The organism is Rhizobium sp. LjRoot30, assembly GCF_964253915.1.
Classification (GTDB): domain Bacteria; phylum Pseudomonadota; class Alphaproteobacteria; order Rhizobiales; family Rhizobiaceae; genus Metarhizobium.
This window is the reverse complement of the sequence record NZ_CAXUSG020000008.1, coordinates 40,341-64,872: the sequence shown is the minus strand read 5'-3', so window position 1 is coordinate 64,872 and position 24,532 is coordinate 40,341. Positions and strand designations below refer to the sequence as shown.

The 24,532-nt window shown below is 62.6% G+C and carries 24 protein-coding genes; 13 read left to right on the top strand and 11 right to left on the bottom strand.

Features of this window, described 5'->3' with window-relative positions:
* Window positions 1-28 precede the first annotated feature (28 nt).
* Window positions 29-2,161, bottom strand: a complete 2,133-nt coding sequence (locus tag ACSQ3I_RS16940) for a methyl-accepting chemotaxis protein (RefSeq protein ID WP_436000820.1) — start codon at window positions 2,159-2,161, stop codon at window positions 29-31.
* Between the two features lie 245 nt (window positions 2,162-2,406).
* On the opposite strand from ACSQ3I_RS16940, the gene ACSQ3I_RS16935 reads away from it, so the two are divergent.
* The 3 genes from ACSQ3I_RS16935 to ACSQ3I_RS16925 all read left to right on the top strand — a co-directional run bounded on the left by ACSQ3I_RS16935 (window position 2,407) and on the right by ACSQ3I_RS16925 (window position 4,763).
* Window positions 2,407-2,994, top strand: a complete 588-nt coding sequence (locus ACSQ3I_RS16935) for a 5-formyltetrahydrofolate cyclo-ligase (RefSeq protein WP_436000819.1) — start codon at window positions 2,407-2,409, stop codon at window positions 2,992-2,994.
* 3 nt (window positions 2,995-2,997) lie between these two features.
* On the top strand, window positions 2,998-3,822 hold the full coding sequence (locus ACSQ3I_RS16930) for a TIGR00282 family metallophosphoesterase (RefSeq protein WP_436000817.1): 825 nt from the start codon (window positions 2,998-3,000) through the stop codon (window positions 3,820-3,822).
* A 122-nt stretch (window positions 3,823-3,944) separates the two neighbouring features.
* Window positions 3,945-4,763, top strand: a complete 819-nt coding sequence (locus ACSQ3I_RS16925) for an MBL fold metallo-hydrolase (protein ID WP_436000815.1) — start codon at window positions 3,945-3,947, stop codon at window positions 4,761-4,763.
* 62 nt (window positions 4,764-4,825) lie between these two features.
* Here the strand turns inward: ACSQ3I_RS16925 and ACSQ3I_RS16920 are convergent, their stop codons facing one another.
* Window positions 4,826-5,329, bottom strand: a complete 504-nt coding sequence (locus tag ACSQ3I_RS16920) for a pyridoxamine 5'-phosphate oxidase family protein (protein WP_436000813.1) — start codon at window positions 5,327-5,329, stop codon at window positions 4,826-4,828.
* Between the two features lie 160 nt (window positions 5,330-5,489).
* Between ACSQ3I_RS16920 and ACSQ3I_RS16915 the strand changes: the two genes are divergently transcribed.
* A complete protein-coding gene (locus ACSQ3I_RS16915; protein WP_436000811.1) occupies window positions 5,490-6,236 on the top strand; it encodes a YebC/PmpR family DNA-binding transcriptional regulator in 747 nt (248 codons plus the stop codon).
* A 70-nt stretch (window positions 6,237-6,306) separates the two neighbouring features.
* Here the strand turns inward: ACSQ3I_RS16915 and ACSQ3I_RS16910 are convergent, their stop codons facing one another.
* Window positions 6,307-7,308 (bottom strand): LLM class flavin-dependent oxidoreductase, encoded by a 1,002-nt coding sequence (locus ACSQ3I_RS16910; protein WP_436000810.1) that lies wholly within the window; start codon window positions 7,306-7,308, stop codon window positions 6,307-6,309.
* Between the two features lie 395 nt (window positions 7,309-7,703).
* Between ACSQ3I_RS16910 and ACSQ3I_RS16905 the strand changes: the two genes are divergently transcribed.
* The 4 genes from ACSQ3I_RS16905 (at window position 7,704) to ACSQ3I_RS16890 (ending at window position 13,065) form a co-directional block, all read left to right on the top strand.
* Window positions 7,704-9,575 (top strand): potassium/proton antiporter, encoded by a 1,872-nt coding sequence (locus tag ACSQ3I_RS16905; protein WP_436000808.1) that lies wholly within the window; start codon window positions 7,704-7,706, stop codon window positions 9,573-9,575.
* Between the two features lie 72 nt (window positions 9,576-9,647).
* Entirely contained in the window at window positions 9,648-10,850 is a 1,203-nt protein-coding gene (locus tag ACSQ3I_RS16900; protein ID WP_436000806.1) for a phosphoglycerate kinase, read from the top strand.
* 110 nt (window positions 10,851-10,960) lie between these two features.
* Window positions 10,961-11,986, top strand: a complete 1,026-nt coding sequence (locus ACSQ3I_RS16895) for a class I fructose-bisphosphate aldolase (RefSeq protein WP_436000804.1) — start codon at window positions 10,961-10,963, stop codon at window positions 11,984-11,986.
* Window positions 11,987-12,147: 161 nt separating this feature from the next.
* Window positions 12,148-13,065, top strand: a complete 918-nt coding sequence (locus ACSQ3I_RS16890; protein ID WP_436000803.1) for a PhzF family phenazine biosynthesis protein — start codon at window positions 12,148-12,150, stop codon at window positions 13,063-13,065.
* 66 nt (window positions 13,066-13,131) lie between these two features.
* Here ACSQ3I_RS16890 and ACSQ3I_RS16885 read toward each other — a convergent pair whose 3' ends face one another.
* On the bottom strand, window positions 13,132-13,293 hold the full coding sequence (locus ACSQ3I_RS16885) for a hypothetical protein (protein ID WP_436001206.1): 162 nt from the start codon (window positions 13,291-13,293) through the stop codon (window positions 13,132-13,134).
* Between the two features lie 169 nt (window positions 13,294-13,462).
* Between ACSQ3I_RS16885 and ACSQ3I_RS16880 the strand changes: the two genes are divergently transcribed.
* The 3 genes from ACSQ3I_RS16880 (at window position 13,463) to rcdA (ending at window position 15,830) form a co-directional block, all read left to right on the top strand.
* Window positions 13,463-14,749, top strand: a complete 1,287-nt coding sequence (locus ACSQ3I_RS16880; protein ID WP_436000801.1) for an MFS transporter — start codon at window positions 13,463-13,465, stop codon at window positions 14,747-14,749.
* Complete coding sequence (locus ACSQ3I_RS16875; RefSeq protein ID WP_436000799.1) at window positions 14,746-14,937, top strand: DUF1192 domain-containing protein; 192 nt, start codon at window positions 14,746-14,748, stop codon at window positions 14,935-14,937. The genes ACSQ3I_RS16880 and ACSQ3I_RS16875 overlap by 4 nt, the downstream gene beginning before the upstream one ends.
* A gap of 377 nt (window positions 14,938-15,314) precedes the next feature.
* The gene (rcdA, locus tag ACSQ3I_RS16870; protein ID WP_436000797.1) at window positions 15,315-15,830 is read left to right on the top strand and encodes a protease adaptor protein RcdA; all 516 of its coding nucleotides are present in this window, start codon (window positions 15,315-15,317) and stop codon (window positions 15,828-15,830) included.
* 183 nt (window positions 15,831-16,013) lie between these two features.
* On the opposite strand, the gene rpmE is transcribed toward rcdA, so the two are convergent.
* Entirely contained in the window at window positions 16,014-16,235 is a 222-nt protein-coding gene (rpmE, locus tag ACSQ3I_RS16865; RefSeq protein ID WP_109457319.1) for a 50S ribosomal protein L31, read from the bottom strand.
* Window positions 16,236-16,426: 191 nt separating this feature from the next.
* Here rpmE and ACSQ3I_RS16860 point away from each other — a divergent pair, with 191 nt between their 5' ends.
* Together ACSQ3I_RS16860 and ACSQ3I_RS16855 are read left to right on the top strand one after the other, a co-directional pair.
* The gene (locus ACSQ3I_RS16860; RefSeq protein ID WP_436000794.1) at window positions 16,427-18,232 is read left to right on the top strand and encodes an ABC transporter transmembrane domain-containing protein; all 1,806 of its coding nucleotides are present in this window, start codon (window positions 16,427-16,429) and stop codon (window positions 18,230-18,232) included.
* 24 nt (window positions 18,233-18,256) lie between these two features.
* Window positions 18,257-18,853, top strand: coding sequence for a hypothetical protein (locus ACSQ3I_RS16855; protein ID WP_436000793.1), 597 nt, complete (start codon window positions 18,257-18,259; stop codon window positions 18,851-18,853).
* A 7-nt stretch (window positions 18,854-18,860) separates the two neighbouring features.
* On the opposite strand, the gene ACSQ3I_RS16850 is transcribed toward ACSQ3I_RS16855, so the two are convergent.
* The 6 genes from ACSQ3I_RS16850 to ACSQ3I_RS16825 form a co-directional block, all read right to left on the bottom strand.
* The gene (locus ACSQ3I_RS16850; protein WP_436000791.1) at window positions 18,861-19,892 is read right to left on the bottom strand and encodes a peptidoglycan -binding protein; all 1,032 of its coding nucleotides are present in this window, start codon (window positions 19,890-19,892) and stop codon (window positions 18,861-18,863) included.
* A gap of 3 nt (window positions 19,893-19,895) precedes the next feature.
* On the bottom strand, window positions 19,896-20,942 hold the full coding sequence (locus tag ACSQ3I_RS16845; protein ID WP_436001172.1) for a flagellar motor protein MotA: 1,047 nt from the start codon (window positions 20,940-20,942) through the stop codon (window positions 19,896-19,898).
* A gap of 132 nt (window positions 20,943-21,074) precedes the next feature.
* Entirely contained in the window at window positions 21,075-21,875 is an 801-nt protein-coding gene (locus ACSQ3I_RS16840; RefSeq protein WP_436000790.1) for an inositol monophosphatase family protein, read from the bottom strand.
* 213 nt (window positions 21,876-22,088) lie between these two features.
* Entirely contained in the window at window positions 22,089-22,394 is a 306-nt protein-coding gene (locus ACSQ3I_RS16835) for a YkgJ family cysteine cluster protein (RefSeq protein WP_436000788.1), read from the bottom strand.
* A 135-nt stretch (window positions 22,395-22,529) separates the two neighbouring features.
* Complete coding sequence (locus ACSQ3I_RS16830; protein WP_436001170.1) at window positions 22,530-23,660, bottom strand: tetratricopeptide repeat protein; 1,131 nt, start codon at window positions 23,658-23,660, stop codon at window positions 22,530-22,532.
* 7 nt (window positions 23,661-23,667) lie between these two features.
* The gene (locus tag ACSQ3I_RS16825) at window positions 23,668-24,324 is read right to left on the bottom strand and encodes a thiamine phosphate synthase (protein ID WP_436000786.1); all 657 of its coding nucleotides are present in this window, start codon (window positions 24,322-24,324) and stop codon (window positions 23,668-23,670) included.
* Window positions 24,325-24,532 lie beyond the last annotated feature (208 nt).

Genomic DNA, 24,532 nt, shown 5'->3' with positions numbered 1-24,532 from the left:
GCGGACGGGTTTTTGGTCATGTCGTGTCTCAGGCGGCGTTGCGGCGATAGGACTGGCCTGCGGCAGGCTGTGCATAACCCCTGCCCTGCTGCGTCTTGAAGCGGTCGACCATGCCGGCGAGGTCTTCCGTCTCGTGCGACAGGTTGCGGGCGGCAGCCGTCGTCTCCTCGACCATGGCGGCATTCTGCTGCGTCACCTGGTCCATCTGGTCGGCAGCGCCGGAGACTTCCTTCAGGCGCACCGCCTGCTCGCGGGCATTGCGGGCGATCTCGGCGACAACAGTGCTGATCTGGCCGACCTGCGCGACGATCTCCTCGAGCGAGGTGCCGGAGGCGGTCACCAGTTCCACGCCGCGCTTGACCTGCGAGGTGGAGTTGGCGATCAGCGTCTTGATCTCCTTGGCGGCTTCGGCAGACCGCTGCGCCAGGCCGCGAACTTCCTGGGCGACGACGGCAAAGCCGCGGCCCGCCTCGCCGGCACGGGCCGCCTCGACGCCGGCATTCAGCGCCAGCAGGTTGGTCTGGAAGGCGATGTCGTTGATGACACCGGTGATCTTGCCGATCTGGTCGGAGGACTGTTCGATCTCGACCATGGCCGAGACGGCATTGGAGACGATCTCGCCGCCGCGTTCGGCATTGCGCTGTGCCGTGGTGGTCGCGGCCTGGGCCTGGTCGGCGCTGAGGGCGGTATCGTTGACGCCGCTCGTCACTTCGCTGAGGGCTGCGGCCGTCTCTTCAAGGCTTGCCGCCTGCTGCTCGGTGCGCTTGGCAAGGTCGCCGGACGCGGAGGAGATTTCGTTGAGGCCGCCACGGATCGCCCGCACGGCACCGACGACGGAGCCGATCGCCTCTTCCAGCTTTTCGACGCTGCCGTTGAACTTGGCGCGGATCGGCTCGAATTCCGGCGCGACCGACGTGCGCATACGCACCGTCAGATCGCCATCGGAGAGCGAATTGAAGCCGTCTTCAACCGCATGGATGAAGGCGCGCAGATCTTCCGCCTTGGCATTGTCGAGTGCCGTCTGGCGGCCACGCTGCGCTTCCTGAGCGGCGCGTGCCTCCTCGGCGTCCCGCTCCAGCCGCTTGTTGGTTTCGGCCGCATCCTTGAACACCTGGACGGCCCGCGCCATGGCGCCGATTTCGTCCGGGCGCTCCTTGCCGCGCACCTCGGCGGACAGATCGCCGTTGGCCAGCCGGCTCATGATGTCGGTGACGCCACGGATCGAACCGGCGATGGACCGCGCAAACCACAAGAAACCGATCAGCGAAAGAATGGACATCGCCGCCGTGCCGATGACCGTCAGCCACAACGCTTCCTGCGTCTGGGCGGCAAGCTGCGTCACGTTGGAGGCGATCTCGATCACGCCGACCTTCTTGCCGGAGAAATCCTTGAGCGGAACGGCCGTCACCGTATAGGTGAAGCCGCCCTGTTCGCCGTAGTGGTGAAATTTCTGATCTTCGAAAGCCGCAGCCAGATCAGCCTCCGACAGCATGGTGTCGCCGGGGAACGTCGTTGCCTGCTTCACAAACTTGCCGTCCTGCTGCAGATGCAGAGCGATGTTGGCGTCGATTTCTTTCGAAAGCCGTGAAAAATACTCTTCCGTCAGCTTGGTGCCGACATCGACGACGCCGACCACCTTGCCGTCCTTGGCCACCGGAGCGGAGGCGAAGATGCTGACCGCCGTACGACCCGGCTCGATGCCTGCCGTCAGCTTGTTGTCTTTGACGGCAGCGACGATGGTCTTGCGGCGCGCGGCGACGTTGTCACCGAACACATCCGGCTCGTGGATACGGGCGACCACCGTGGCATCCGCCTGGCTGAAGGTGACGAGACCGAGATTGCTCGCTCCCTTGATGTCAGGAAAGATCGCTGCAAATCGCTGCAAAATGCCGTCGTGGGATTTGGTTTCGATCAGGTCGGCGGTTTCCGGCTGACCAGCGATCGCCAGCGCCAGGGTGGCCGCCGAACGTCCCTGCGCTGCCATATCCGTTTCGAAGAAGGCCAGATCGTTGGCCAACTCGGTTTCGAGCGCATGTTCGCTCATCTGTTTCTCGCTGTACCAAGCCAACCCGCCAATTGCAGCGCTGGAAAACAGCACGGCGGCAAAGCCGCAAGCGGTGATCTTTGCCCAGAGCGGGCGGGTGATGCGAGTGTCGTTCATGCGCCTAAACCCCCAAAAGCTATGTCGAATGCGCCATTTCCCCTATGCCGCCATTCAATTGCCAATTTGCTGTTTGTCAGGAATAGGGACAATCCATTGAAATTTAACTAATCGCTTCACCAATAATTTGCCTTGCAATTCTTGGCCCTTCTCCTTTCTGGCATCGGAGATGTCGCATCCGACCATTTGCAGAAACGACAGCGGGCGATAGTCTCGCGCCTTCGAAGACGAAGGAGAATGCCGCAATGACACCGAAGGAACAGAAGGCCGCCATCCGCACCGAGCGTCTGACGCAACGCGATGCAATTCCCGCCCACGAACGCATCGAGAAGAGCCTGACGATGGCGGCCCATGCCGAGGATAACTTGCGGTTTGCGCCCGGCGCGGTGATCTCGGGCTTCTTCCCCATCCGCTCGGAGCCGGACCTCAGGCCGCTGATGGCGCGCCTGCGCGAGCGCGGCGCCCGCCTTTGCCTGCCGGTCATCGTCGACAAGCAGACCATCGTCTTCCGCGAACTGTTCGTCGATGCGCCGCTGATCAGCACCGGCTTCGGCACCTCCGGTCCCGGCCCGGAGGCGCCGGAGGTCGATCCCGACATCATGTTGGTGCCGCTTTCGGCCTTCGACAGGACAGGCCACCGCATCGGTTACGGCGCCGGCTACTACGACCGGGCCATCGATCGGCTTCACAAAAAAGACATGGACCCGCAACTCGTCGGCATTGCATTCGACTGCCAAGAAGTGGCATCTGTGCCGGCGGAGCCACATGACGTGGGCTTGAATGCCATGCTCACGGAAAGCGGCTTCCGGCATTTCACCAGGCGGATCGGATAAAGAATGCGACTACTCTTCCTCGGCGACATGGTCGGCAAGACCGGACGGACGGCGGTCTGGGACAAATTGCCCGGTCTGGTTTCCGACCTGAAGCTCGATTTCGTCATCGTCAACGGCGAGAACGCCGCCGGCGGTTTCGGCATCACCGAGGATATATTCCTGGAAACGATCAATGCCGGCGCCGACGTGGTGACCACCGGCAACCATGTCTGGGACCAGAAGGACGCAATCACCTTCGCGGCGCGCCACGACCAGTTCCTGCGCCCCGCCAACTATCCGGCCGGCACGCCGGGACGCGGCTCCGGCCTGTTCTACGGCCGCAACGGCGCCCGCATCCTCGTCGCCAACATCATGGGCCGGGTCTTCATGCACCCGGAACTCGACGATCCCTTCAAGTCGGCCGAAACGATCCTGGCCGCCTGCCCGCTCAGGGAACAGGCCGATGCCATCGTCTTCGACTTCCACGCCGAGGCGACCAGCGAAAAGCAGTGTTTTGGCCATTTCGTTGATGGCCGCGCGAGCTTCGTCGTCGGAACGCACACGCATGTGCCGACCGCCGACGCGCAGATCCTCAACGGCGGCACCGCCTACATGTCCGACGCTGGCATGTGCGGCGACTATGACAGCTCGCTCGGCATGGACAAGGAAGAGCCGCTCAACCGCTTCATCTCTAAGATGCCGAAGGGCCGTTTCGAAGCCGCTTCCGGCCCGGCCACCATCTGTGGCGTCGGCGTCGAGATTTCCGACAGCACCGGGCTGGCCGAAAAAATCGCGCCGCTGCGCCTCGGCCCGCGGCTGGCCGAAACCATTCCGGATTTCTGGCGATAAGCCTCTTCCGATTATCTACCCGATGACATGATTGTGACGGGCGGCCACGGCATTTCCGCTGGACCCGCCCCTTGCCTTGCCGCATCTTTTCCCCGGCAAAACCGGTTCAAGAGGTGGCATGAATGGCCAAGACGCTTGCCTTTGCTCTCATGGGATTTGTGGCGCTTGCGAGCGCCGCCCAGGCGCAGGATACGCCCGTCAGCCAATGCCAGGCGATCGCCCAGAATGTGCCGGGCGTTGTTTTCGCAAGCGCCACACCGGCAGACCTGATCCCGATACAAGTCAGTGCCGAGGACGTGAAGATCACCTATCTCGGCCATTCGACCTTCTCCATCGAGACACCGGCAGGCACCGTGGTCGCCACCGATTTCAACGGCTGGTACCGGCCTGCAAGGCTCCCGGACGTCGTCACGATGAACAAGGCGCATTCGACGCATTACACCCTGGCGCCCGACCCCGGCATCCAATACGTGCTGCACGGCTGGAGCGACGTTCCCGGCGAAAAGGCCGATCACGATGTCGTCGTCGGCGACACCTATGTCCGCAACGTCACCACCGACATCCGCTCCTGGGACAGCGGCGGCATGGAGCATGACGGCAACTCCATCTTCATCTTCGAGGTTGCCGGCCTGTGCATCGGCCATCTGGGTCACCTGCATCACGAACTGACGGATGCGCATTATGCCGAGATCGGCCGGCTGGATATCCTGATGGTGCCGGTCGACGGCGGGCTGACCATGGGCGCTGACAGCATGAGCCGCATCGTCAAGCGCCTGCATTCCTCGCTGATCCTGCCGATGCACCGGCCGGGCCAGCTCGACATGTTCCTCGCCATGTTCGACGAAAAATTCGACGTCGCCCGCGCCGAGAGCGATACGATCACCGTTTCGATGCGCAGCCTGCCAAAACGGCCGCTCATCTATATACCCAGGAATTTCTAAGCAGCAAAATGCCCCGCCGGGGAGGAGCGGCGGGGCATAAAGGCCCGAGACGAGAGACGACTTCAGGCAAAGCGAAGGTGCACGTTGACGCCGACGTCGGGGGTCTTCTGATCGTTGAGGTTCGCCTTGGCGATTTCCCAGCCGAATTTCAGGGTGCTGTCGGTCGAGGCCCAGACTTCCGCATCGTCGATATGCAGGGCCAGCATGGTGAGGCTCGGATCGTTCTTGCCGTCCTCATACCAGGCGGCGACGACCGAATTCCAGAACTCGTCGATCTTGGCGGCATCCTTGCGCACCTCGATCTGGCCGGCAATGGAGGCATGGTAATCATGATCCTTGCCGACAAGGCAGAAATTGGCGCGAGAACCCGGCTTGATCGCCTTGACCAATTCTGCGTCGGTCTTGGTGTAAAACCAGATGGTATTGGTCTTTCGGTCCGTCTGTGGCGCCATGGGTTGCATCAGCAGGCCGGAGTTTTCCACGCCCAGCATGCCGGCATGCACACCGTCGATCTCGTCCCAGAGCTGCTTGGCCGGCGCCTCGCGCGCATCCTTGAAACTTGCCATCGCGTCTTCCTTTCCCTGTTCGGTGAGCAGTCCAAACGAGAGAGCCACGGCATTTGTTCCAACGCGCGCCATCGCCGGGGACGGTCGGTTTTCCCTTGAATGCGGGCTGTTTCGCTCCTATAAGGCGGAAAATCCAAACAAAGACGTGATCAGGGGTGCCATGGCTGGCCATTCACAGTTTAAAAACATCATGCACCGCAAGGGAAAACAGGATTCCGTGCGGTCGAAAATGTTCTCCAAGCTTGCGCGCGAAATCACCGTTGCGGCCAAGGCGGGTCTGCCCGACCCGTCGATGAACGCCCGTCTGCGCCTGGCGATCCAGAACGCCAAGGCGCAATCGATGCCGAAGGACAACATCGAGCGCGCCATCAAGAAGGCAGCCGGTGCCGACGGCGAGAACTACGATGAAGTTCGTTACGAGGGTTACGGCCCGGGCGGCGTCGCCGTTATCGTCGAGGCCCTGACGGACAACCGCAACCGCACCGCCTCCAACGTCCGTTCGATCTTCACCAAGGCCGGCGGCGCGCTCGGCGAAACCGGCTCGGTGTCCTTCTCCTTCAACCGCGTCGGCGAAATCACCTACAAGCTGTCCGTCGGCGGTGCCGACAAGGTCATGGACGCCGCCATCGAGGCCGGCGCCGAGGATGTGGAAACCGACGAGGAAGCCCACACCATCACCTGCGGTTTCGAGGATATCGGCGAAGTCTCCAAGGCGCTGGAAGCGACGCTCGGCGAAGCCGAGACCGTCAAGGCCGTGTGGAAGCCCCAGAACACCGTTCCGGTCGACGAGGAAAAGGCCCAGTCGCTGATGAAGCTCGTCGATTCGCTCGAGGACGACGACGACGTGCAGAACGTCTACACCAATTTCGAAGTTTCCGACGAGGTCCTGGCCAAGCTTTCGGCCTGATCATCCGGCAATCCGTCACGAAAGCCCGGCGTCACAGTGTGACGCCGGGCTTTGTCGTTTCAGGGTCGTTTCAGGCCTGGGCGGCCAGCGTCTCACGCACGTCGGCGAAGATTTCCACCGAGCGCAGGCGCGCCTCGATATCGTGGATCGGCATGGAGATGATGATTTCGTCGGCCTGCGTCTCGCGGATGAAGTTGCCGAGCTTTGCCGCTGCCGTCTCCTTGGAGCCGACCACGGCATAGCGCAGCGTATGCTCGACGTTGATCTGCTCCATCTCCGACCAGAAACCGTCCATGCTCTTCAGCGGACGGGGGAACTGACCGCGAACGTTGCGGCGCAGGTTGACGAACTGCTGCTGCGCCGACGTGAAATGATAGGCGGCCTCCTCGTCCGTCTCCGCCGCCGCCGCCATGACCCCGGCCATGACATAGGGCCGGTCGAGTTCTTCCGACGGCGTAAAACGATCGCGGTAGAGCGTGATCGCCTCCATCAGCAGATCGGGGGCGAAATGCGAGGCAAAGGCGTAGGGAAGACCGAGCATGGCGGCGAGATGGGCGCTGTACATGCTGGAGCCGAGCAGCCAGATCGGCACGTTGGAATTGGCGCCGGGAATGGCGATGAGCGGCTGGTTCTCCGCCATCGGCCCCATGAGTTGCTTGAGTTCGAGAATGTCGTTGGGAAAGCTGCTCGCGCCCGCATCGAGGTTGCGGCGGAGCGCCTGCGCCGTGCGCATGTCCGTACCGGGCGCCCGTCCGAGGCCGAGATCGATACGGCCGGGATAAAGTGCTGCCAGCGTACCGAACTGCTCGGCGATCACCAGCGGCGAATGGTTCGGCAGCATGATGCCGCCGGAGCCGATGCGGATCGTCGAGGTCGCGGCGCCGACATGGGCAATCACCAGCGCGGTGGCGGCGCTGGCGATGCCCGGCATGCCGTGATGTTCGGCGAGCCAGAAACGCTTGTAGCCGCATTCCTCCGCACGCTTCGCCATGCGGCGCGAACTTTCGAACGCCTGCGTGAGATTGCTGCCCTCGGAAACGGGCGAAAGATCGAGAATGGAAAAGCCGGCCATGGAAGGTCCCTGTCGAATGGATGCGCGGCGCGCGGAAGGTTCGACCCTATGTAGGAAGGCAAACTGATTATGCCAAAGCCGCAGACACGATTTTGCCATTTTTGCCGCCGGCAGGAAATCGCAGAAATTTCATGGTCCTTCGCCATCCCGCCCCGTTCCCGCCCGATTTGGCCAGCACATTTTCCGCGAACCATCAGACATTCCGCGCCGCCCGTCCGGGCGGCACTCAGCATCGTCATGGCAAAAGGATCGGACGCCGGCGTTTGGCCGGTGGCCCGGCTGCGCACGCCTGTCTGCCATGCGATGCGGGCCATGAATGTTCTTGCCGCAATCCATCGTTTTCCGATGGACGGCGGCGATGGCGCAAGGCATGATCGTGCAGGAAAGGGGGCACATTGGACGGCTTTTACATCGCAATCCTCATCGGAACGGCACTCGTTCTCCTGGCCGCCTTTTCAAGCCTTCTCGCCTATCGCTTCGGCGCGCCCCTGCTCTTCCTGTTCCTGATGATCGGCCTGCTGGCCGGCGTCGATGGGCTGGGCATCGAGTTCAGCAACAATTCGCTCGCCTACATGCTGGGATCCGTGGCGCTCGCCATCGTGCTGTTCGATTCCGGTTTTGGCACCTCGCTGCATTCGCTGCGCATCGCCGCGGCGCCGGCGCTGACACTTGCCTCCTTCGGCGTCGTGCTGACGGCCGGGCTGTTTGCGCTGGCGGCCATGGTTTTCCTGCGCTTCACCTTTCTTCAGGGCATGCTGCTCGGCTCCATCGTCGCCTCGACGGATGCGGCAGCGGTCTTCTTCCTGCTGCGCATCGGCGGCATCAACATTCGCGAGCGGGTGCGCTCGACGCTGGAGGTGGAATCCGGCAGCAACGATCCCATGGCGATCTTCCTGACCATGGCCATGGTGAGCGTTCTTTCCGCCAGCAGCAGCGAGGATATCGGCCTGTCCATGATCCTCCTGTTCATCGAGGAAATGGGCATCGGCCTGGCGCTCGGGCTCGCCGGCGGCATGATGATCGTCACCGTCATCAACCGCTTCACCAAGGATCGCGGCCTGGCGCCGATCTTCGTGCTGGCGCTGGCGCTGCTGGTCTTTTCCTTCACCGGCGCCGTGGGCGGCAGCGGCTTCCTCGCCGTCTACGTCGCCGGCATCTTCGCCGGCAACAAGCGCATCCAGTCGGCGGCGAGCATCCGCCGCTTCCAGGACGGCCTGACCTGGCTGGCGCAGATCATCATGTTCCTGGTGCTCGGCCTGCTCGCCACGCCGTCGCAATTTCCGGCGATCATCCTGCCGGCCCTGGCGCTCGCCTTCTTCCTGATCTTCGTCGCAAGACCGCTCGCCGTCTGGCTCTGCCTCTTGCCCTTCGATTTCACCCAGCAGGAAAACTCCTTCATTGCCTGGGTCGGCCTGCGCGGTGCCGTCTCGATCCTGCTCGCCATCCTGCCGATCCTCGGCGGGCTGGAGAACGGCCAGATCTACTTCAACACCGTCTTCATCATCGTGCTCGTCTCGCTTCTGCTGCAGGGGTGGACGATCAAGCCGGTGGCGCGCAAGCTCGGCCTGATCATCCCGCCGCGCATGGGCGCCATCGACAAGCTGGAACTCGACCTGCCCGGCGCCGCCAACCACGAACTGCTGTCCTACCGCGTCATCAAGGACAGCCCGGTGATGCGCGGCGAACGCATTCCGCGCTGGGCGGTGCCGTCGCTGGTCATCCGCGACGGACGGTCGATGCGTTACCAATATGCCGGAAGGCTGCGCGAAAACGATCAGGTCTACATGTTCGTGGCGCCGACCTACATCCACCTGCTCGACCGGCTGTTCGCCAGCCGCGCCCCGGTGGACGCCGACGATGCGGAGTTTTTCGGCGCCTTCTCGATCTCCGCCAGCCGCCCGGCACGGGAACTCGATTCCGCCTACGGTCCCGGCCTGCTCTACGACAGCGAAAAGGACGTGACCATCGCCGAACTGATCGGCATGCGGCTCGGCACACGGCCGGAATATGCCGACCGTGTCCGCCTCGGCTCGATCATCCTCATCGTCCGCGATTTCGACGAGCAGGAGCACATCAAGTCGGTCGGCATCTCGCTGGAGCCGCTGGAACCGGCGACCAACCTGCCGATCTTCATCAACCTTCGCGAGATCGCCCACCGTTTCCGCGACTATCTGCGCAAGAAGCGCCGCAAGGTCCGCGAGGCCATCCATCCGACCAACGGCACACCCTCGAAACAGGCGCCGGCGAACGGGGAAAATGACCGCTGATGCGCCTTGCGTCTGACTTCAGCGGGTGTATGGTCCGGTCGCAAACACCCGAACCAGAGATGGACTTTCGACATGCCGGCTTTCAAAACTCTTGATGATCTTTCCGATATTTCGGGCAAGCGCGTGCTCGTGCGCGTCGACCTCAATGTCCCCGTTTCCGACGGCAAGGTCACCGATGCGACCCGCATCGAACGTGTCGCGCCGACCATTCTCGAACTGTCGAAAAAAGGCGCCAAGGTGATATTGCTCGCCCATTTCGGCCGCCCGAAGGACGGCCCCTCGCCCGACCTGTCGCTGTCGCTGATTGCACCCGCCGTTGAGCAGGTGCTGGGCCACAAGGTTGCAAGCGCCAGCGATTGCATCGGCCCGGCAGCAGCGGAAGCCGTAGGCAAGATGAAGGACGGCGACATCCTGCTTCTGGAAAACACCCGCTTCCACAAGGGCGAGGAAAAGAACGACCCGGCCTTCACCAAGGCGCTGGCTGAAAACGGCGACATCTACGTCAACGACGCCTTCTCCGCCGCGCACCGCGCCCATGCCTCGACCGAAGGCCTTGCCCATCTGCTGCCCGCCTATGCCGGCCGCACCATGCAGGCGGAACTGGAAGCACTGGAAAAGGGCCTCGGCAAGCCGGCTCGTCCGGTGGTCGCCATCGTCGGCGGCGCCAAGGTTTCCACCAAGATCGACCTGTTGATGAACCTGGTGAAGAGGGTCGACGCGCTGGTGATCGGCGGCGGCATGGCCAACACCTTCATCGCCGCCCGCGGCACCAATGTCGGCAAGTCGCTGTGCGAACATGACCTTGCCGCCACCGCCAAGCAGATCATGATCGAAGCGGCCTCGGCCGGCTGCGCCATCGTGCTGCCGGACGACGGCGTCGTCGCCCGCGAGTTCAAGGCGGGTGCGGCCAACGAAGTGGTGGACATCAACGCCATTCCCGCCGACGCCATGGTCCTCGACGTCGGTCCGAAGTCGGTGGAAGCCGTCAACGACTGGATTTCCAAGGCCCAGACGCTGGTCTGGAACGGCCCCCTCGGCGCCTTCGAAATCGAACCCTTCGACACGGCGACGGTCGCAGCGGCCAAGCATGCCGCCGAGCGCACCGAGGAAGGCAAGCTGATCTCCGTCGCCGGTGGCGGCGATACGGTTTCGGCGCTCAACCATGCCGGCGTTGCCGACGACTTCACCTATATCTCGACGGCCGGCGGCGCCTTCCTCGAATGGATGGAAGGCAAGGAATTGCCGGGCGTGGCGGTTCTCGAAAAGACCGCCTGACGCATGCAGATCCAAGGCCGGCGGAACCAGCGTTCCGCCGGCCTTTTCAGTTCGACGATGGAAAGACAGGACGTTTTTGGCAACAGTATAGCTGGTTTCGGGAGAGCAGGATGAGCGAACGTATTGAAGACATCGCAAAAGCGATGGTCGCCGAGGGCAAGGGCCTGCTGGCTGCGGATGAATCCACGGCAACGATCAAGAAACGTTTCGAGGCCATCGACCTGGAATCGACCGAGACCAGCCGGCGCGACTACCGCGAAATGCTGCTGCGCAGCGAGGCGGCGATGAAAAACTGCATCTCCGGCGTCATCCTCTACGAAGAAACCCTGTTCCAGAACGCCGCCGACGGCACGCCGCTTGCCGAGGTCATCCGCGCTGCTGGCGCCATTCCCGGCATCAAGGTCGATACCGGCGCCAAGCCGCTGGCACTCGCATCGGGCGAAACCGTCACCGAAGGCCTCGACGGCCTGGCCGAACGTCTGGCGCGCTACTACGCGGCCGGCGCCCGCTTCGCCAAGTGGCGCGGCGTCATCGCAATTTCCGACAGGCTGCCCACCGCCAATGCCGTCAAGGCCAATGCCCATGCGCTGGCGCGCTACGCCGCGCTTTGCCAGCAGGCCGGCATCGTGCCGATCGTCGAACCGGAAGTGCTGATGGATGGCGAACCCGGCACCCATGACATAGATCGTAGCGAAGCGGTGACCGAGCAGACCTTGCGCGTCGTCTTCAACGAACTCGCCGATGCCGGCATCAAGCTCGAGGGCATGATCCTCAAGCCGAGCATGGTGATCGACGGCAAGAAACAACGCAAGGCATCTGTGGCGGAGGTGGCGGAACGCACCGTGCGCGTGCTGAAGAACACCGTGCCCGCCTCGGTCGCCGGCATTGCCTTCCTGTCCGGCGGCCAATCCGCCGAAGAAGCGACCGCCCATCTCTCCGCCATGAACGCCGGCAACAGCCTGCCTTGGGCGTTGACCTTCTCCTACGGCCGCGCCCTCCAGGACGACGCATTGAAGGCCTGGAAAGGCGAGAGCGGCAATGTCGAGGCCGGACAGCGCGCTTTTGCCCACCGGGCCAGGATGAACAGCCTGGCCGCACGCGGCCTATGGACCGCCGAGCAGGAACGGACAGCGTAACATACGCCACCACATGCAGGTTCGGGACGGTTGATGAAACCGTTCCCCTTAATGCCGGCATCCGTCTCCCGACCATCTTGTCACCGGCACAAGTTTCGGATTCCGGAACTGCGGGCGGGCGGCTAGACATCGGTGCCGCCCACCTCTTTCCGGAGCCATCGATGACCACTGCGGATTTCGTCACCCTCGACGTCTTCACCGAAACCCGTTTTGCCGGCAACCCGCTTGCGGTATTTGCTGATGCGCGCGGCATCAGCGACGAGGCGATGCAGCAGATCGCCCGGGAATTCAACTATTCGGAAATCACCTTCGTGCTGCCGCCCGTCGATCCGGCAAACACCGCAAGGGTACGCATCTTCACGCCGACGACGGAAATCCCCTTTGCCGGCCACCCCAATGTCGGCACCGCCTTCGTCCTCGGCCGCCTGAACGAACTGTTCGGCCAGCCGCTCGACGATACGTTGCGTTTCGAGGAAAAGGCCGGGCTTGTCACCGTCAAATTGCTGCGCGAACAGGGCATCGTCATCGGCGCCGAGATCCGCGCCCCGCGACCGCTGACGATCGGCGAGACCGTGGCACCGGAACTGGTGGCGCACTGCGCCTCCATCGACGCCGGCAGCATCGCCACCGCCGCTCACGCGCCGGTTTTCGCGTCCGTCGGCCTGCCCTTCGTCGTGGCGGAGCTTGACGGGCTGCAAGCGCTCGGCGCCGCCAAACCCAACGTGTCGGCCTTCCATGCAGCAGCCGAGCGCCACCGGCAGACGGAAACCGACTTCTCTCTTTTCCTTTATACCCGCATGCCGGACAATCCCTGGCACATCCGGGCACGCATGTTTGCGCCGCTCGACACCGTCATGGAGGACCCGGCAACAGGCAGCGCTTCGGCCGCCCTCGGCGCCTATCTCGCCACGCTTGCCCCCGGCGACGATGTCGAGATCGCCATCACCATCGAACAGGGTGTCGAAATGGGCCGGCGCAGCCTGATCGGGCTGGCGGTCACCAAGCAGGCCGGCACGGTCACCGATGTCCGCATCAGCGGCCGCTGCGTCGAAGTCATGCGCGGCACCATCGCCGGCTGATCGGCGAAACCTTTCGAACATGGGCAGGAATTGACCTTGGGTCGCCCTGCCCGCTGCCGGCCGGGTTCAACCCGCCTCGCGCAGCAGCAAGGCCACCGTCCATACCGCAAAAGCGATGATCGCGATCTTCCAGAAGTCCCGCCGCCGCCTCAGGCCCGGCAATCCGAGGGGCTTGAAGAGATGCAGCACCATGGCGAGAACCAGAAGAACGGTGATGATTTTCGACACGGTTTTCCCCTTGTGGTGAGCGGGTGCCATACCGGCGTCACTATTCCCGGCCACATCGCGCATTGATCAGCCGTTACCGGCAAAATCCTCCCCTGGCAACAGCGGCGGGACCGCTTGGCGCGCGCGAATCTTATTGCTTTCTTAAGCAGAGATAACGGACATTGTGAACATGACTCGCAACCTTCTCCCCGTCCTCGCGCTGCTGTTCGGCACCCTGTTTCTCTTCCTCGGAAACGGCCTGCACAGCCTGCTTCTGCCCGTGCGCGGCGCCAGCGAAGGGTATTCGACGACGGTGCTCGGCCTGCTCGGCACGTCGTGGGCCACCGGCTTCGTGCTCGGCTGTCTTTTGGCGCCGAATGTGGTGCGCCGGGTCGGCCATGTGCGTGCCTTTTCCAGCTTCATTTCGATCCTGGCGATCAATGCCCTGGTGACCGGGATCATCGTCGACGACATCTGGTGGATCGCGCTGCGCGCCGTCACCGGCTTTTCCACTGCCGGCACCTCGATGATCATCGAGAGCTGGCTGAACGAGCGCGCCACCAACAAGTCGCGCGGCATGATCTTTTCGCTCTATATCGGCATCACCCTGATCGGCTCGGTCGGCGGCCAGATGACCATTCCGCTGGCGGATGTCATGACCCCGATCCTGTTCATGGTCTGCGGCATCTTCTATTGCGTGGCGATGCTGCCGACGACGTTGTCGACCGCCGCCTCGCCGCAACCGCTGACGGCGGTGCGCCTCGACCTTCGCGGACTGTTCCGCAACTCGCCGGTTTCTTTCGTCGGCATCCTGCTGGTCGGCATCGCCAATGGCGCCTTCGGCACGCTCGGCGCCGTCTTCGGCGCGGCAGCTGGCTTTTCGCAGAGCACGATCGCGCTGATGATGAGCGTGGCGATCTTCGCCGGCGCGCTGATGCAGCTGCCGGCAGGTCGCGCCTCCGACCGCGTCGACCGCCGCTACGTGCTGGCGGCCCTTGCCGCCGTCGCCGCCGTCTCCGGCCTGCTCTTCGTCGTTGCTGCACCCGCCGACGTCATGTGGCTGATGATCCTCGTGGGCGTCTACGGCGCCACGGCCAATGCGCTGTATCCGATTGCCGTCGCCCATGCCAACGACTTCGCCGCCCCCGAGGACTTCGTTAAAGTCTCCGGCGGGCTGCTGCTGCTCTACGGCATCGGCACGATCATCGGCCCGACGCTCGGCGGCCCGATCATGTCGGCCTTCGGTCCTTATGCCCTGTTCGGCGTAACGGCGGTGGCGCATGTGTTGATCAGCGCCTATGCCATCCTGCGCAGCCGGATGCGCGCGGCCGTGCCTGCAGGCGACCGCGAAACCTTTACCACCGTCTCGACCAGCCCGCTCACAACGCCGGAAAGCCTGGCGCTCAGCCCACGCGCGGCGCCGCTCCCGGAAGAGGGCGAATCTGCCGAAGACCGTTATCCCGGAGCCGCCATATGAGTCTCTTCGACGACGAGAAGCCGAAAAAGCCTTTAACGCACGAAATCGGCTGCGACATTTCGCTGCTCTCCGCCGATGAGCTGAAAGCGCGCATTGACCTGCTGAATGCCGAGATCAACCGCCTTCAGGAAGAGATCGGCCGTAAATCCGCCGGTCGGCGCGCGGCGGAGGATCTTTTTAGAAAATAGTGAAATAAGACTGTCGTAGCGACATTGTGGCAATGTCTATCGGCTCTTTGTATTAAAGATAGACGGAAATTAACCATACATTAAGCTTCATCGGAGATTATTGGAGACATCCAGAGCTTCTGGATTCAGACAGTTTCACCGCTTGGCGAATTGGTCTGATTTTCTCCCTGTTTTACCTTGAGAGCCGCTTCCCGCGGCTCTTTTTTTGTTTCATCGAAACTGCTAAAGTTGTGGGAATTAACCCTTTCTTAAGAAACGACTTGCGCATTTCAGCTATTGATACCATCTTATAGCCATAGAAAGCGCAGGCAGTGAAACTTTTAGCTGCTTACGGCATTACGTAACCGAAGTGATGCGTTGAACAGGGAATTACAATAATGTCAGAGCTTGGATTGAACACGATCAGCTTTGCCGGCCGGGCAGCCTCCTCCGCGCAGTTCAAGACACTGTATGCGGAAGGTATGGCGCTGGTCGAAGAAACGGCCAGCTATCTCGACGGCCAGGGCCGCGCAGCCTCGAAGGTGCTGCCGCGCATGGCTTCGGTTCTTTATGCAGCCGAGTCGATGCGCCTGACCACCCGCCTGATGCAGATGGCATCCTGGCTGCTGCTTCAGCGCGCCGTCAACAATGGCGAGATGACCCGCGATCAGGTACTTTCGGAAAAGAGCAAGGTTCGCCTCGACAGCTTCAACGTCGACCGCCACGCTCCGGGCTGGCTGGACCTGCCGGAATCGTTCCGTGACCTGGTCGAGCGTTCGCTTCGCCTGCAGAACCGCGTCGCCCTGCTCGACCGCGAAATCTATCGCCCGTCGGAAGACCCGATGCCGCACGACAACGAAAACAGCGTCCAGGCCCAGCTCAACCTGCTGAAGACAGCCTTCAATACGAACTGAGCCACCTGATACAGCGCAGCACCGATTTTTCAGCCCCTGTGGTTTCCACAGGGGCTTTTTTGTCATCTCAGCCTTGTGCGCAGCTTGTCTTCAAAGCATTAGCCGAAAACGCAAAAAGCCCGGACGAGCCGGGCTTCTTGAAATTGTGCCCCATCCGCAAGCGGACGGGTCGATCGCAAGCGATTAGAGGCCGAGGCCACCGAAACGCTTGTTGAACTTGGAAACGCGGCCGCCGCGGTCCATGAGCTGCTGGTTGCCGCCCGTCCAAGCCGGATGGGACTTGGAGTCGATTTCGAGGTTCATTACGGCGCCTTCCGTGCCCCAGGTGGAGCGGGTTTCGTATTCGGTGCCGTCAGTCATGACCACCTTGATGGTGTGGTAGTCGGGATGGATATTCGCCTTCATAACAATCTTCCTGAGATGACAGGGTCCATTTGTCGCAATCCGTTGCGGCAACCGAACCGATTGAATAAACAAAGCCGCAGTCCGTTGAGGCTACGGCTTCCCAATTCGATGCCGTGCCTATACATGAAGGCCGCAAGGATAACAAGTGCCCGCCGGCCAAACATAAGGGGCTTGCGGAGATCGGAGTTCAGGTGGCGGTAGTCGAGCAGCCAGGCAGCAAACAGCGTAAATCCATCTCGCCGCTTTTCAGGCTTTTGCCCTATATGAAGCGGTACCGGGGCATGGTGGCGGGCGCGTTGTTTTTCCTGACGCTGGCGGCGGCAACAACGTTGGTCTTGCCGCTCGCCGTGCGCCGGATGATCGACCAGGGTTTTAATCACACCGACACGAATTTCATCAACAGCTATTTCGGCATGCTGGTGATCATGGCTGTCGTGCTCGCCGTCGCCAGCGCCATGCGCTACTACTACGTCATCACCATCGGCGAACGGATCGTCGCCGACCTGCGCCGCGAGGTGTTCAATCACGTCACGGCGCTCTCCCCTGCCTTCTTCGACGTCAACCAGTCCGGAGAGATCGTTTCGCGGCTGACGGCCGATACCACGCAGATCAAATCCGCCGTCGGCGCCACCGCCTCCGTGGCATTGCGCAACCTGATCCTCTGTCTTGGCGCCATCGGCATGATGATCGTCACCAGCCCGAGGCTCTCCAGCCTGGCGCTCGGCGCCATCCCGCTGATCGTCTTCCCGCTGGTCGCCTTCGGCCGCTCGGTGCGCAGCCGCTCCCGCGCCGCCCAGGATACGCTGGCGACCGCATCTGCCTTTGCCGGCGAGGCCATCGGCGCCTCCCGCACCGTCCAGGCCTTCAATGGCGAGGCCGCCGCCAACCAGCGTTATGGCACCGCCGTGGAGAGCGCCTATGACGCCGCCCGCGCTGCCATCAAATCGCGAGCGCTGCTGACCGGTGTCGCCATCTCGCTGATCTTCGGCAGCGTCGTCGGCGTGCTCTGGTACGGCGCCCAGAGCGTATTGGCAGGCACGCTGTCGGCCGGGACGCTGGGCCAGTTCCTGCTCTATTCGGTCATCGCTGCCGGCTCGCTCGGCGCGCTGTCGGAGGTCTGGGGCGAACTCTCGCAGGCGGCCGGCGCCACCGAGCGCCTGACGGAACTGCTGGCCGAAATTTCGGCCGTGCGCCCGCCGGCCAATCCCCTGCCCTTGCCGCAGCCGCCGCTTGGCAGCGTGGCGTTTTCCGGCGTCCACTTCGCTTATCCGTCGCGACCGGAAAAGGAGATGCTGGCCGGTATCGATTTCAACATACGGCCGGGCGAGACCGTGGCGATCGTCGGCCCTTCGGGCGCCGGCAAGAGCACGGTATTTTCGCTGCTCCTGCGTTTCTACGATCCGACGAAGGGCAGTGTGGCCATCGATGGCATCGATGCCCGCGCCGTCGATCCCGACGCGCTGCGCGCCCGCATCGCCATCGTGCCGCAGGACGTGACGATCTTTGCCTCCAGCATCCACGACAATATCGTCTTCGGCGCCCCTGGCGCCAGCCGTGCGGCGGTGCAGGCAGCCGCCATCGCCGCGCAGGCGGACGAATTCATCCAGCGCCTCGAAAACGGCTATGACACCGCCGTCGGCGAACGCGGCATCACGCTATCCGGCGGCCAGCGCCAGCGCATCGCCATTGCCCGCGCCATCCTCAAGAACGCGCCGATCCTGCTGCTCGACGAAGCGACCTCGGCGCTCGACGCCGAAAGCGAGACGCTGGTACAGAAGGCGCTCGATGGCCTGATGCAGAACCGCACGACTCTGGTCATCGCCCACCGCCTGGCGACCGTGCTGAAGGCCGACCGTATCCTCGTGATGGAAAAGGGTTTGATCGTCGAGGAAGGCACACACCAGAGCCTCATTCATTCAGGCGGGTTGTATGCTAGGTTTGCCCGGCTGCAGTTCGAGGCGGGCAGCGAAGAGGCGGCGGCACTCGTCACCCAGTGAGGCAAAACAGAGACGGAGCGTGACGTGCCAAAAAGACAGACACCACGCTTCGACTTCTGGAATTTTGCGCATGGCACGGAAGCCACCCTGATCATCGGCCGTTCCGACATCGACGATGTCGCACAACTGCTTCGCCTGCGCCGCCAAAAGATGAAAATGAAGTCGCAGGCGATGGATTTACCGCCGGGATGCGAAATCGGCGACCTGTATTTCCAGTTTACGGCGGATGGCGTTCTACATGGCATCAACTACGGCTATCGTCCCGGCGATGACCTGACGGCTGACGTGCTGGCGGCGTTCACAGCCGAACACGGTGTCCCTCAGCCGGACATTGCGCTTCAGCCCGGAGAACTCGATACCGCGCTCAACGGCAAGTCTCTCTCTGCCATCGCGACGATCCAGGGCGTCATCGGGGCAATCGGCTCCATCCAGCACTTCCAGATGAGCGGACGTGACTACGACAAATGGATCTGCCTGTCGTGTGAGACGGATATCGCCACCATCAAGCTCGACTTCCTGCTGAAAACCGCAAAGGCAAGCTACAACCCGTCCTTCAGGATCGACTATTGCCTCTACGGTATCAGCGTCATGGGCAACACCGCCCTGGTCGCGGAAACCTGATACGGCCTTACCGTTCCGTCAGCTTCAATTCGATCCGGCGATTGGTGGCGCGCGCCTCCGGGCTATCGCCTTCGGCGATCGGCTGGAACTCGCCGAAACCGGCCGCCACCAGCCGGTTGGCCGGCACGCCCTTGGAGATCAGGAATTTCACAACCGACGTCGCGCGCGCCGAAGAAAGCTCCCAGTTGTCGGCATAACGACCGGAACCGGAGAGCGGCACGTTGTCGGTATGACCGTCGACACGCAGCACCCAGTTGATCTCCGGCGGGATTTCCTTGGCGAGATCGAGCAGCGCCGTCGCCAGCTTGTCCATTTCCACCTGGCCGGCCGGATTGAGCTCATTGCCGCCCGACGGAAACAACACTTCCGACTGGAAGACGAAACGATCGCCGACGATGCGGATGTTTTCGCGGTCGGAGAGGATTTCCCTGAGGCGGCCGAAGAAGTCGGAACGATAACGGTTCAGTTCCTGCACGCGCTGCGCCAGCGCGACGTTGAGGCGGCGCCCGAGATCGGCGATCTTCGCCTGGGAATTCTGGTCACGCGCCTCCGACGCCTGCAGCGCCTGTTCGACGGCGGCGATCTGGCTGCGCAAGGCGGCGATCTGCTGGTTGAGCAGGTCGACCTGGCTGAGCGCCCGGGCGCTGATCTGCTTTTCCGCATCCAGCTCGCCGGTCAACGTGCCGATCCGCTGCTGGGCGACATCGGCGGTGCCTGCACCCGAATTGAGAAGCTGCTGCAGCCGGGAGCGTTCGCTCTCCGACGAAGCCAGAGAGGATTGCAGGTTGGCGAGCGTATCTTCGAGATCCTGCTTGCCGCTTTGCTCCAGCGCCAGAAGCTGCGTCAATTCGTTGATCTGGCTGTTCAGCCGGTTCAACACCTCGTCCTTGCCGGAGATTTCGCGGCTGAGGATGAACTGCGCCAGCACGAACACCGTCAGCAGGAACATGATCGCCAGAAGCAGGGTCGACAGGGCATCGACGAAACCCGGCCAGTAATCGACCCGCCGGTCGCGGCGGCTGTTCTTCGCCAGCGCCATGGCTTATTTGCTCCCCGCCTTGTCGGACAGCCTTTCGGAGAGGCGGTCGAGCGTCTTGCGCATCGCCTTTGCCTCTTCCTGTTGCGCCTCGATCCAGTCGCGCAGCATCTGCTGTTCGTTGCGCATGTTCTTGACCAGGCCCTGGATGCCTTCGGCAAGGTTTGCCATGGCCTGCACCGAGCGCTGCCCGCCGCCGCTGCCGCCCTCTTCGGAAACCCGCATCAGGTGTTCGGTCAGCGCCCGGATCTCCTCCGAGGAACCGCCGGCGGCAACCGCTTCCATCACGGGCGCAATATCCGAATTGACGTCGGTTACCGAGGACAGCCAGTTTTCCAGTTCCATGTAGAAACGGTTCTGCGCCCGGCCGGCCTGCAGGTCGAGGAAACCGAGGATCAGCGAGCCGGAGAGACCGAGCAGCGACGAGGAGAACGCCGTGCCCATGCCCGCCAGCGGCGCGGAAAGGCCGTCCTTTAGCGACTGCAGGATATCGGCGCTGGCACCCGACCCCGGATCGAGCGACTGGATGACGGCGTTGATCGAACCGATGGTACCCAGCAGACCCCAGAAGGTGCCGAGCAGGCCGAGGAAGACCAGCAGACCGATGAGATAACGCGAGGTATCGCGGGACTCGTCGAGACGGGTGGCGATGGAATCGAGGATCGAGCGCAGCGCCGTTGTCGACAGCGCCAGCGAGTGGCGGTTGCCGATCAGCGACCGCATCGGCGCCAGCAGGCGCGGATCGCGGCCGACGCGCTCGGCGCTGCCGGCGGCACGGAAGGAATTGAACCAGCGCACTTCCGGACGCAGCGCCAGCACGTGGTTGAACACCAGGATGACGCCGATCAGGAGCACGCCGAGGATCAGGCCGTTGAGGCCGGGATTGGTGACGAAGGCGGCATGCGCCTGCCGGTAGAGGATGGCGGCAATGAACCCGACGATAATCAGGAAGATAACCATCGTCCAGAAAAATGTCATGGGGCTTGAAAGCTTGCCGCCGTACCCGAAGTCGCGGGCCTCGCCCTCCACCTCATCCACATCCGACAGGTTCATATGTGCCATTCTGTTCCAAAGCCTCCGGAAAACCGCTGCCGGAGACTAGTGGAGAATTGCAGCAAATTGAAGGGACAAGCAGCGCAAAACGGCGACGAAAGCCGCCTGTTTCCAAGGCGATGCTAATGCGCCTTATTTCGTCGGCACCGGGCGCTTGATGACTTCCGTCAACGCCTTGTGGATATATTCGTTGCCGGCCACAACTGCGCCGCTTTCGATGCTGGTAGCACCACCATCCCAGTCGGTGGCATAACCGCCGGCTTCGCGAATCAGCAGCAGGCCGGCAGCGATATCCCAGGCATTCAGGTGGTTTTCCCAGAAACCGTCGAAACGGCCGGCGGCGACATAAGCGAGATCGAGGGCGGCGCTGCCGAGACGGCGGACGCCGGCGACTTCACCCATCACATGGCGCAGCTCGATGAGGAAGGCGCCGTGGTTGCGACGGCCGAGATGCGGCACACCGCAGCCGACGACGGCATCCGACAGCACCTTGCGGGCGGCGACGCGCAGACGGCGGTCGTTGAGGAAGGCGCCGGAGCCCTTCTCGGCGGTATACAGTTCATCCGTCGCGGGATTGAAGACTACGCCGGCGACGATTTCGCCGTTGCGCTCCAGCGCGATGGAAACGGCAAACAGCGGAATGCCGTGCAGGAAGTTGGTGGTACCATCGAGCGGATCGACGATCCAGCGATGGGCGCCGTCGGTGCCTTTGATCTCGTCGCTTTCCTCGCCGAGGAAACCATAGGTCGGACGCGCCTTCAGAAGCTCCTCGCGGATGACCCTTTCGGCACGGCGGTCAGCCTGGCTGACGAAATCCGCCGGTCCCTTGACCGACACCTGCAGGTTCTGCACTTCCCCGAAATCACGCGAGAGCGACTTGCCGGCCTTGAGGGCGGCCTGGACCATGACATTGAGGAGGGCTGAACGGGCCATATGGCGATTTCCTTGAAACTGGCGTCTCGCCACGGCTCCAACGGCCTGCGTGGCGGCGATTATGCGTCATCATTGATAGAGTGCGGCCTCAAGACCACAAATTCCGGTGAAATTCAAGGGGAGCGGCCGAAAGCGTGCCGCGATCTTTCAGAATAGCTCTCTGCTTTTGCATGTCGTTTTGTCAAAACCGCCGCCCATTTTTGCGCGATATGGTTAAATTGCTGCCATGCCGCGCTCGGCGCGGGCCATCAGGCATTCGGGATCTCCCGGCATGCATTCGCGACAGACTTCCGGACGGATGTCGTAGATGGTGCAGGCGACGTGCTTGCCGATCTCGCCGGCAAGCGCCAGGCAACGCGTGCCGTCGCAACGCATGCCGCTCAGATCGGCGGAAACAAAAGCCTCGGGGATCTTTTCGAGCTGCTCATCCTCCTCGATCGAAAACCGTGGCCAGTCGGCCGAATAGGCGCAACAGGCACCACAGGACTGACAATCGAAAATCTCGGCGCTGACGGCCATGCTTAGATCCCTCGCGCCGTACAACAGGCAGAATTAGAGCAATGCCAGCAAAAGTGCGGAGCGGTTTTGCGTCCGGAATTGCGTAGAAACAAAAGAACAGAGCGTTTTCGCGTTTCGGAGAAAGGCGGAAACGCTCTAGTGACGCTTGAACTTGTTGGCAGCATCGATTGCCTGCTTTTGCTGCTCATCCGTGAGGCCAAGATAAAAATCCTCGAGCTTCGGATCCTTGAGGCCGGCGCGACGGGAGAGAACATACCATTTCGCTGCCTCGATGGCATCCGGCTTGGTGCCGATCGCATTGATGAAGAGATGCGACAGCTTGTTCTGCGCGACGATGTTGCCACGGTTTGCCGCCACGCGCAGCCAGTTGAAGCCGGCATCGAAATCACGGTCGCCGCCGACACCATTGATCAGCCAGACGCCCATGTCGAGCTGCGCGGTATCAAAACCAGCGCGCGCCGCCCGCACCATCCATTCCCGCGCCCGGCCGCGCTTTTCGGCGCCGACATCGGTCAGCGTCATATACAGCTGCGCCACGGCATATTGTGCATCAGCGATGCCCTGCTCGGCGGATTTTTCGTAATAGGGCAAGGCGAGATGCAGGCCGCGATCGCCGGGATTGTCGGCCACCAGCACCTGCGCATGGTTGAATTGCGCCGACGGATTGCCGGCATCGGCGGCCTTTTTCATGAGCTCGTCGGATTTCGGCCGGTCGCGGGGTACCTGACGTCCTTCCATCAGCATCAACGCATATTTGAACATGCCGGCGGGATCGCCGTTCTGCGCCGCCTGTCCATACCAGAAGGACGCCGCCTTCATATCCTTCTTTACGCCGAGGCCCTGCGACATCATTTCGGCGATCAGCGTCTGCGCCGCCGGATCGCCAAGCTGGGCACGCGGCAGCGCCTTGTCCATTGCCGTCAGGTAATAACCGCGCTGGAAGGCGCCGTAAGCCTCGTCCACCGGCCCCTTATATTCCTTTTCCGGCGGCAACGCCGGCAGGTCTGCACCCATACGGTCGAACACGCCGATACCACCCGCCTCGGCCTTACCATCCGCCGGCTGTCCATCCTTGCCCTTGGCCTCGTCATTGCCCGCCTGGGTATCGGGGCCGACGATGCGGCCCTTTTTCAAAGGTTCGGCTTCGTTCTGCACCGGCCGCGTGAGGACGTTGTCGGCCTCCTGCGCCATGGCCGACAGGATGCTCACTGCCAGGGCAGCGGCAAGAACGGAAGAACGCAGGGCGAGGCGGCGCGAAAACAGCATGACGCTATCAATCGTCAAACCGTGGCGCTTTTTCGTCAAGAAGGGCGTTCACCTCAGCAACGATGCGGGCAGCGGACGCAGCGTCGCCGAACACCGCCTGCCGCAGGGCAACGAACTCGGCGCCGCTCTCGGCCACGGCCAGCGCCGAGGCCGGATCGGTGCCGCCCATGACGATGCAGGGAATTTCAATCATCGCTGACCACCATTCCCCAAGCGCGATATTTTTCGGATGCGCTTCCGGCTTGATGTCGCCGTCGAGCTTGCCGAAGAAGATATAGTCCGGTCGCGCTTCGCCGACTTCGAGCGCATTGTGGCGGTCGCCGGCATTGCCGCCGCCAACGATCAGTTTCGGCGTATGTTTTTCGATGGCTTCGGCAAGCTCGGCGACGCCGCCGGTGATGTGCAGGCCATCTGCCTTGGCACGGCCGGCCACGCGGCTATCGCCGGCGATCAAAGCCGCAGCACCTGCGTCCTGGATGACCGGCACAAGGCGCTCGGCATGTTTCTGGAACAGCGTATCGTCGAGCCCGTATTGCGGCACGATCACCGAAGCAACGTCGCCGCCGCGCAAGGCGTCGGCCAAAATCGTCCGTCGCTCCTCGATATCGGCGATATCAGGGACAATCAGGACAAGGCGGCAGCGATCTTCAGGTCCGGTGGTCATGCAGGTTTCCGTCTCCACGGCTTGGTCATCACATTCCGATAGACCGGTACGGCATCCGGATCAACCGCGCTCTTCTTCACGCAGGGGCGGAAGAGGCGTGCGGCAGGCCTAAAAACACGAAACCCCGCCAGATAGCGGGGTTTAACGGTCCTGCAAGACGCAGGGTTCGGATCAGATGCTGACCGAGATCGGATCAGCGGACTGACCG

Excerpts from the sequence above, each read along its gene's own strand:
- ACSQ3I_RS16940 (WP_436000820.1), bottom strand. The coding sequence starts at position 2,161 with ATGAACGACACTCGCATCACCCGCCCGCTCTGGGCAAAGATCACCGCT.
- ACSQ3I_RS16935 (WP_436000819.1), top strand. The coding sequence starts at position 2,407 with ATGACACCGAAGGAACAGAAGGCCGCCATCCGCACCGAGCGTCTGACG.
- ACSQ3I_RS16930 (WP_436000817.1), top strand. The coding sequence starts at position 2,998 with ATGCGACTACTCTTCCTCGGCGACATGGTCGGCAAGACCGGACGGACG.
- ACSQ3I_RS16925 (WP_436000815.1), top strand. The coding sequence starts at position 3,945 with ATGGCCAAGACGCTTGCCTTTGCTCTCATGGGATTTGTGGCGCTTGCG.
- ACSQ3I_RS16920 (WP_436000813.1), bottom strand. The coding sequence starts at position 5,329 with ATGGCAAGTTTCAAGGATGCGCGCGAGGCGCCGGCCAAGCAGCTCTGG.
- ACSQ3I_RS16915 (WP_436000811.1), top strand. The coding sequence starts at position 5,490 with ATGGCTGGCCATTCACAGTTTAAAAACATCATGCACCGCAAGGGAAAA.
- ACSQ3I_RS16910 (WP_436000810.1), bottom strand. The coding sequence starts at position 7,308 with ATGGCCGGCTTTTCCATTCTCGATCTTTCGCCCGTTTCCGAGGGCAGC.
- ACSQ3I_RS16900 (WP_436000806.1), top strand. The coding sequence starts at position 9,648 with ATGCCGGCTTTCAAAACTCTTGATGATCTTTCCGATATTTCGGGCAAG.
- ACSQ3I_RS16895 (WP_436000804.1), top strand. The coding sequence starts at position 10,961 with ATGAGCGAACGTATTGAAGACATCGCAAAAGCGATGGTCGCCGAGGGC.
- ACSQ3I_RS16890 (WP_436000803.1), top strand. The coding sequence starts at position 12,148 with ATGACCACTGCGGATTTCGTCACCCTCGACGTCTTCACCGAAACCCGT.
- ACSQ3I_RS16880 (WP_436000801.1), top strand. The coding sequence starts at position 13,463 with ATGACTCGCAACCTTCTCCCCGTCCTCGCGCTGCTGTTCGGCACCCTG.
- ACSQ3I_RS16875 (WP_436000799.1), top strand. The coding sequence starts at position 14,746 with ATGAGTCTCTTCGACGACGAGAAGCCGAAAAAGCCTTTAACGCACGAA.
- rcdA (WP_436000797.1), top strand. The coding sequence starts at position 15,315 with ATGTCAGAGCTTGGATTGAACACGATCAGCTTTGCCGGCCGGGCAGCC.
- rpmE (WP_109457319.1), bottom strand. The coding sequence starts at position 16,235 with ATGAAGGCGAATATCCATCCCGACTACCACACCATCAAGGTGGTCATG.
- ACSQ3I_RS16850 (WP_436000791.1), bottom strand. The coding sequence starts at position 19,892 with ATGGCGCTGGCGAAGAACAGCCGCCGCGACCGGCGGGTCGATTACTGG.
- ACSQ3I_RS16845 (WP_436001172.1), bottom strand. The coding sequence starts at position 20,942 with ATGAACCTGTCGGATGTGGATGAGGTGGAGGGCGAGGCCCGCGACTTC.
- ACSQ3I_RS16840 (WP_436000790.1), bottom strand. The coding sequence starts at position 21,875 with ATGGCCCGTTCAGCCCTCCTCAATGTCATGGTCCAGGCCGCCCTCAAG.
- ACSQ3I_RS16835 (WP_436000788.1), bottom strand. The coding sequence starts at position 22,394 with ATGGCCGTCAGCGCCGAGATTTTCGATTGTCAGTCCTGTGGTGCCTGT.
- ACSQ3I_RS16830 (WP_436001170.1), bottom strand. The coding sequence starts at position 23,660 with ATGCTGTTTTCGCGCCGCCTCGCCCTGCGTTCTTCCGTTCTTGCCGCT.
- ACSQ3I_RS16825 (WP_436000786.1), bottom strand. The coding sequence starts at position 24,324 with ATGACCACCGGACCTGAAGATCGCTGCCGCCTTGTCCTGATTGTCCCT.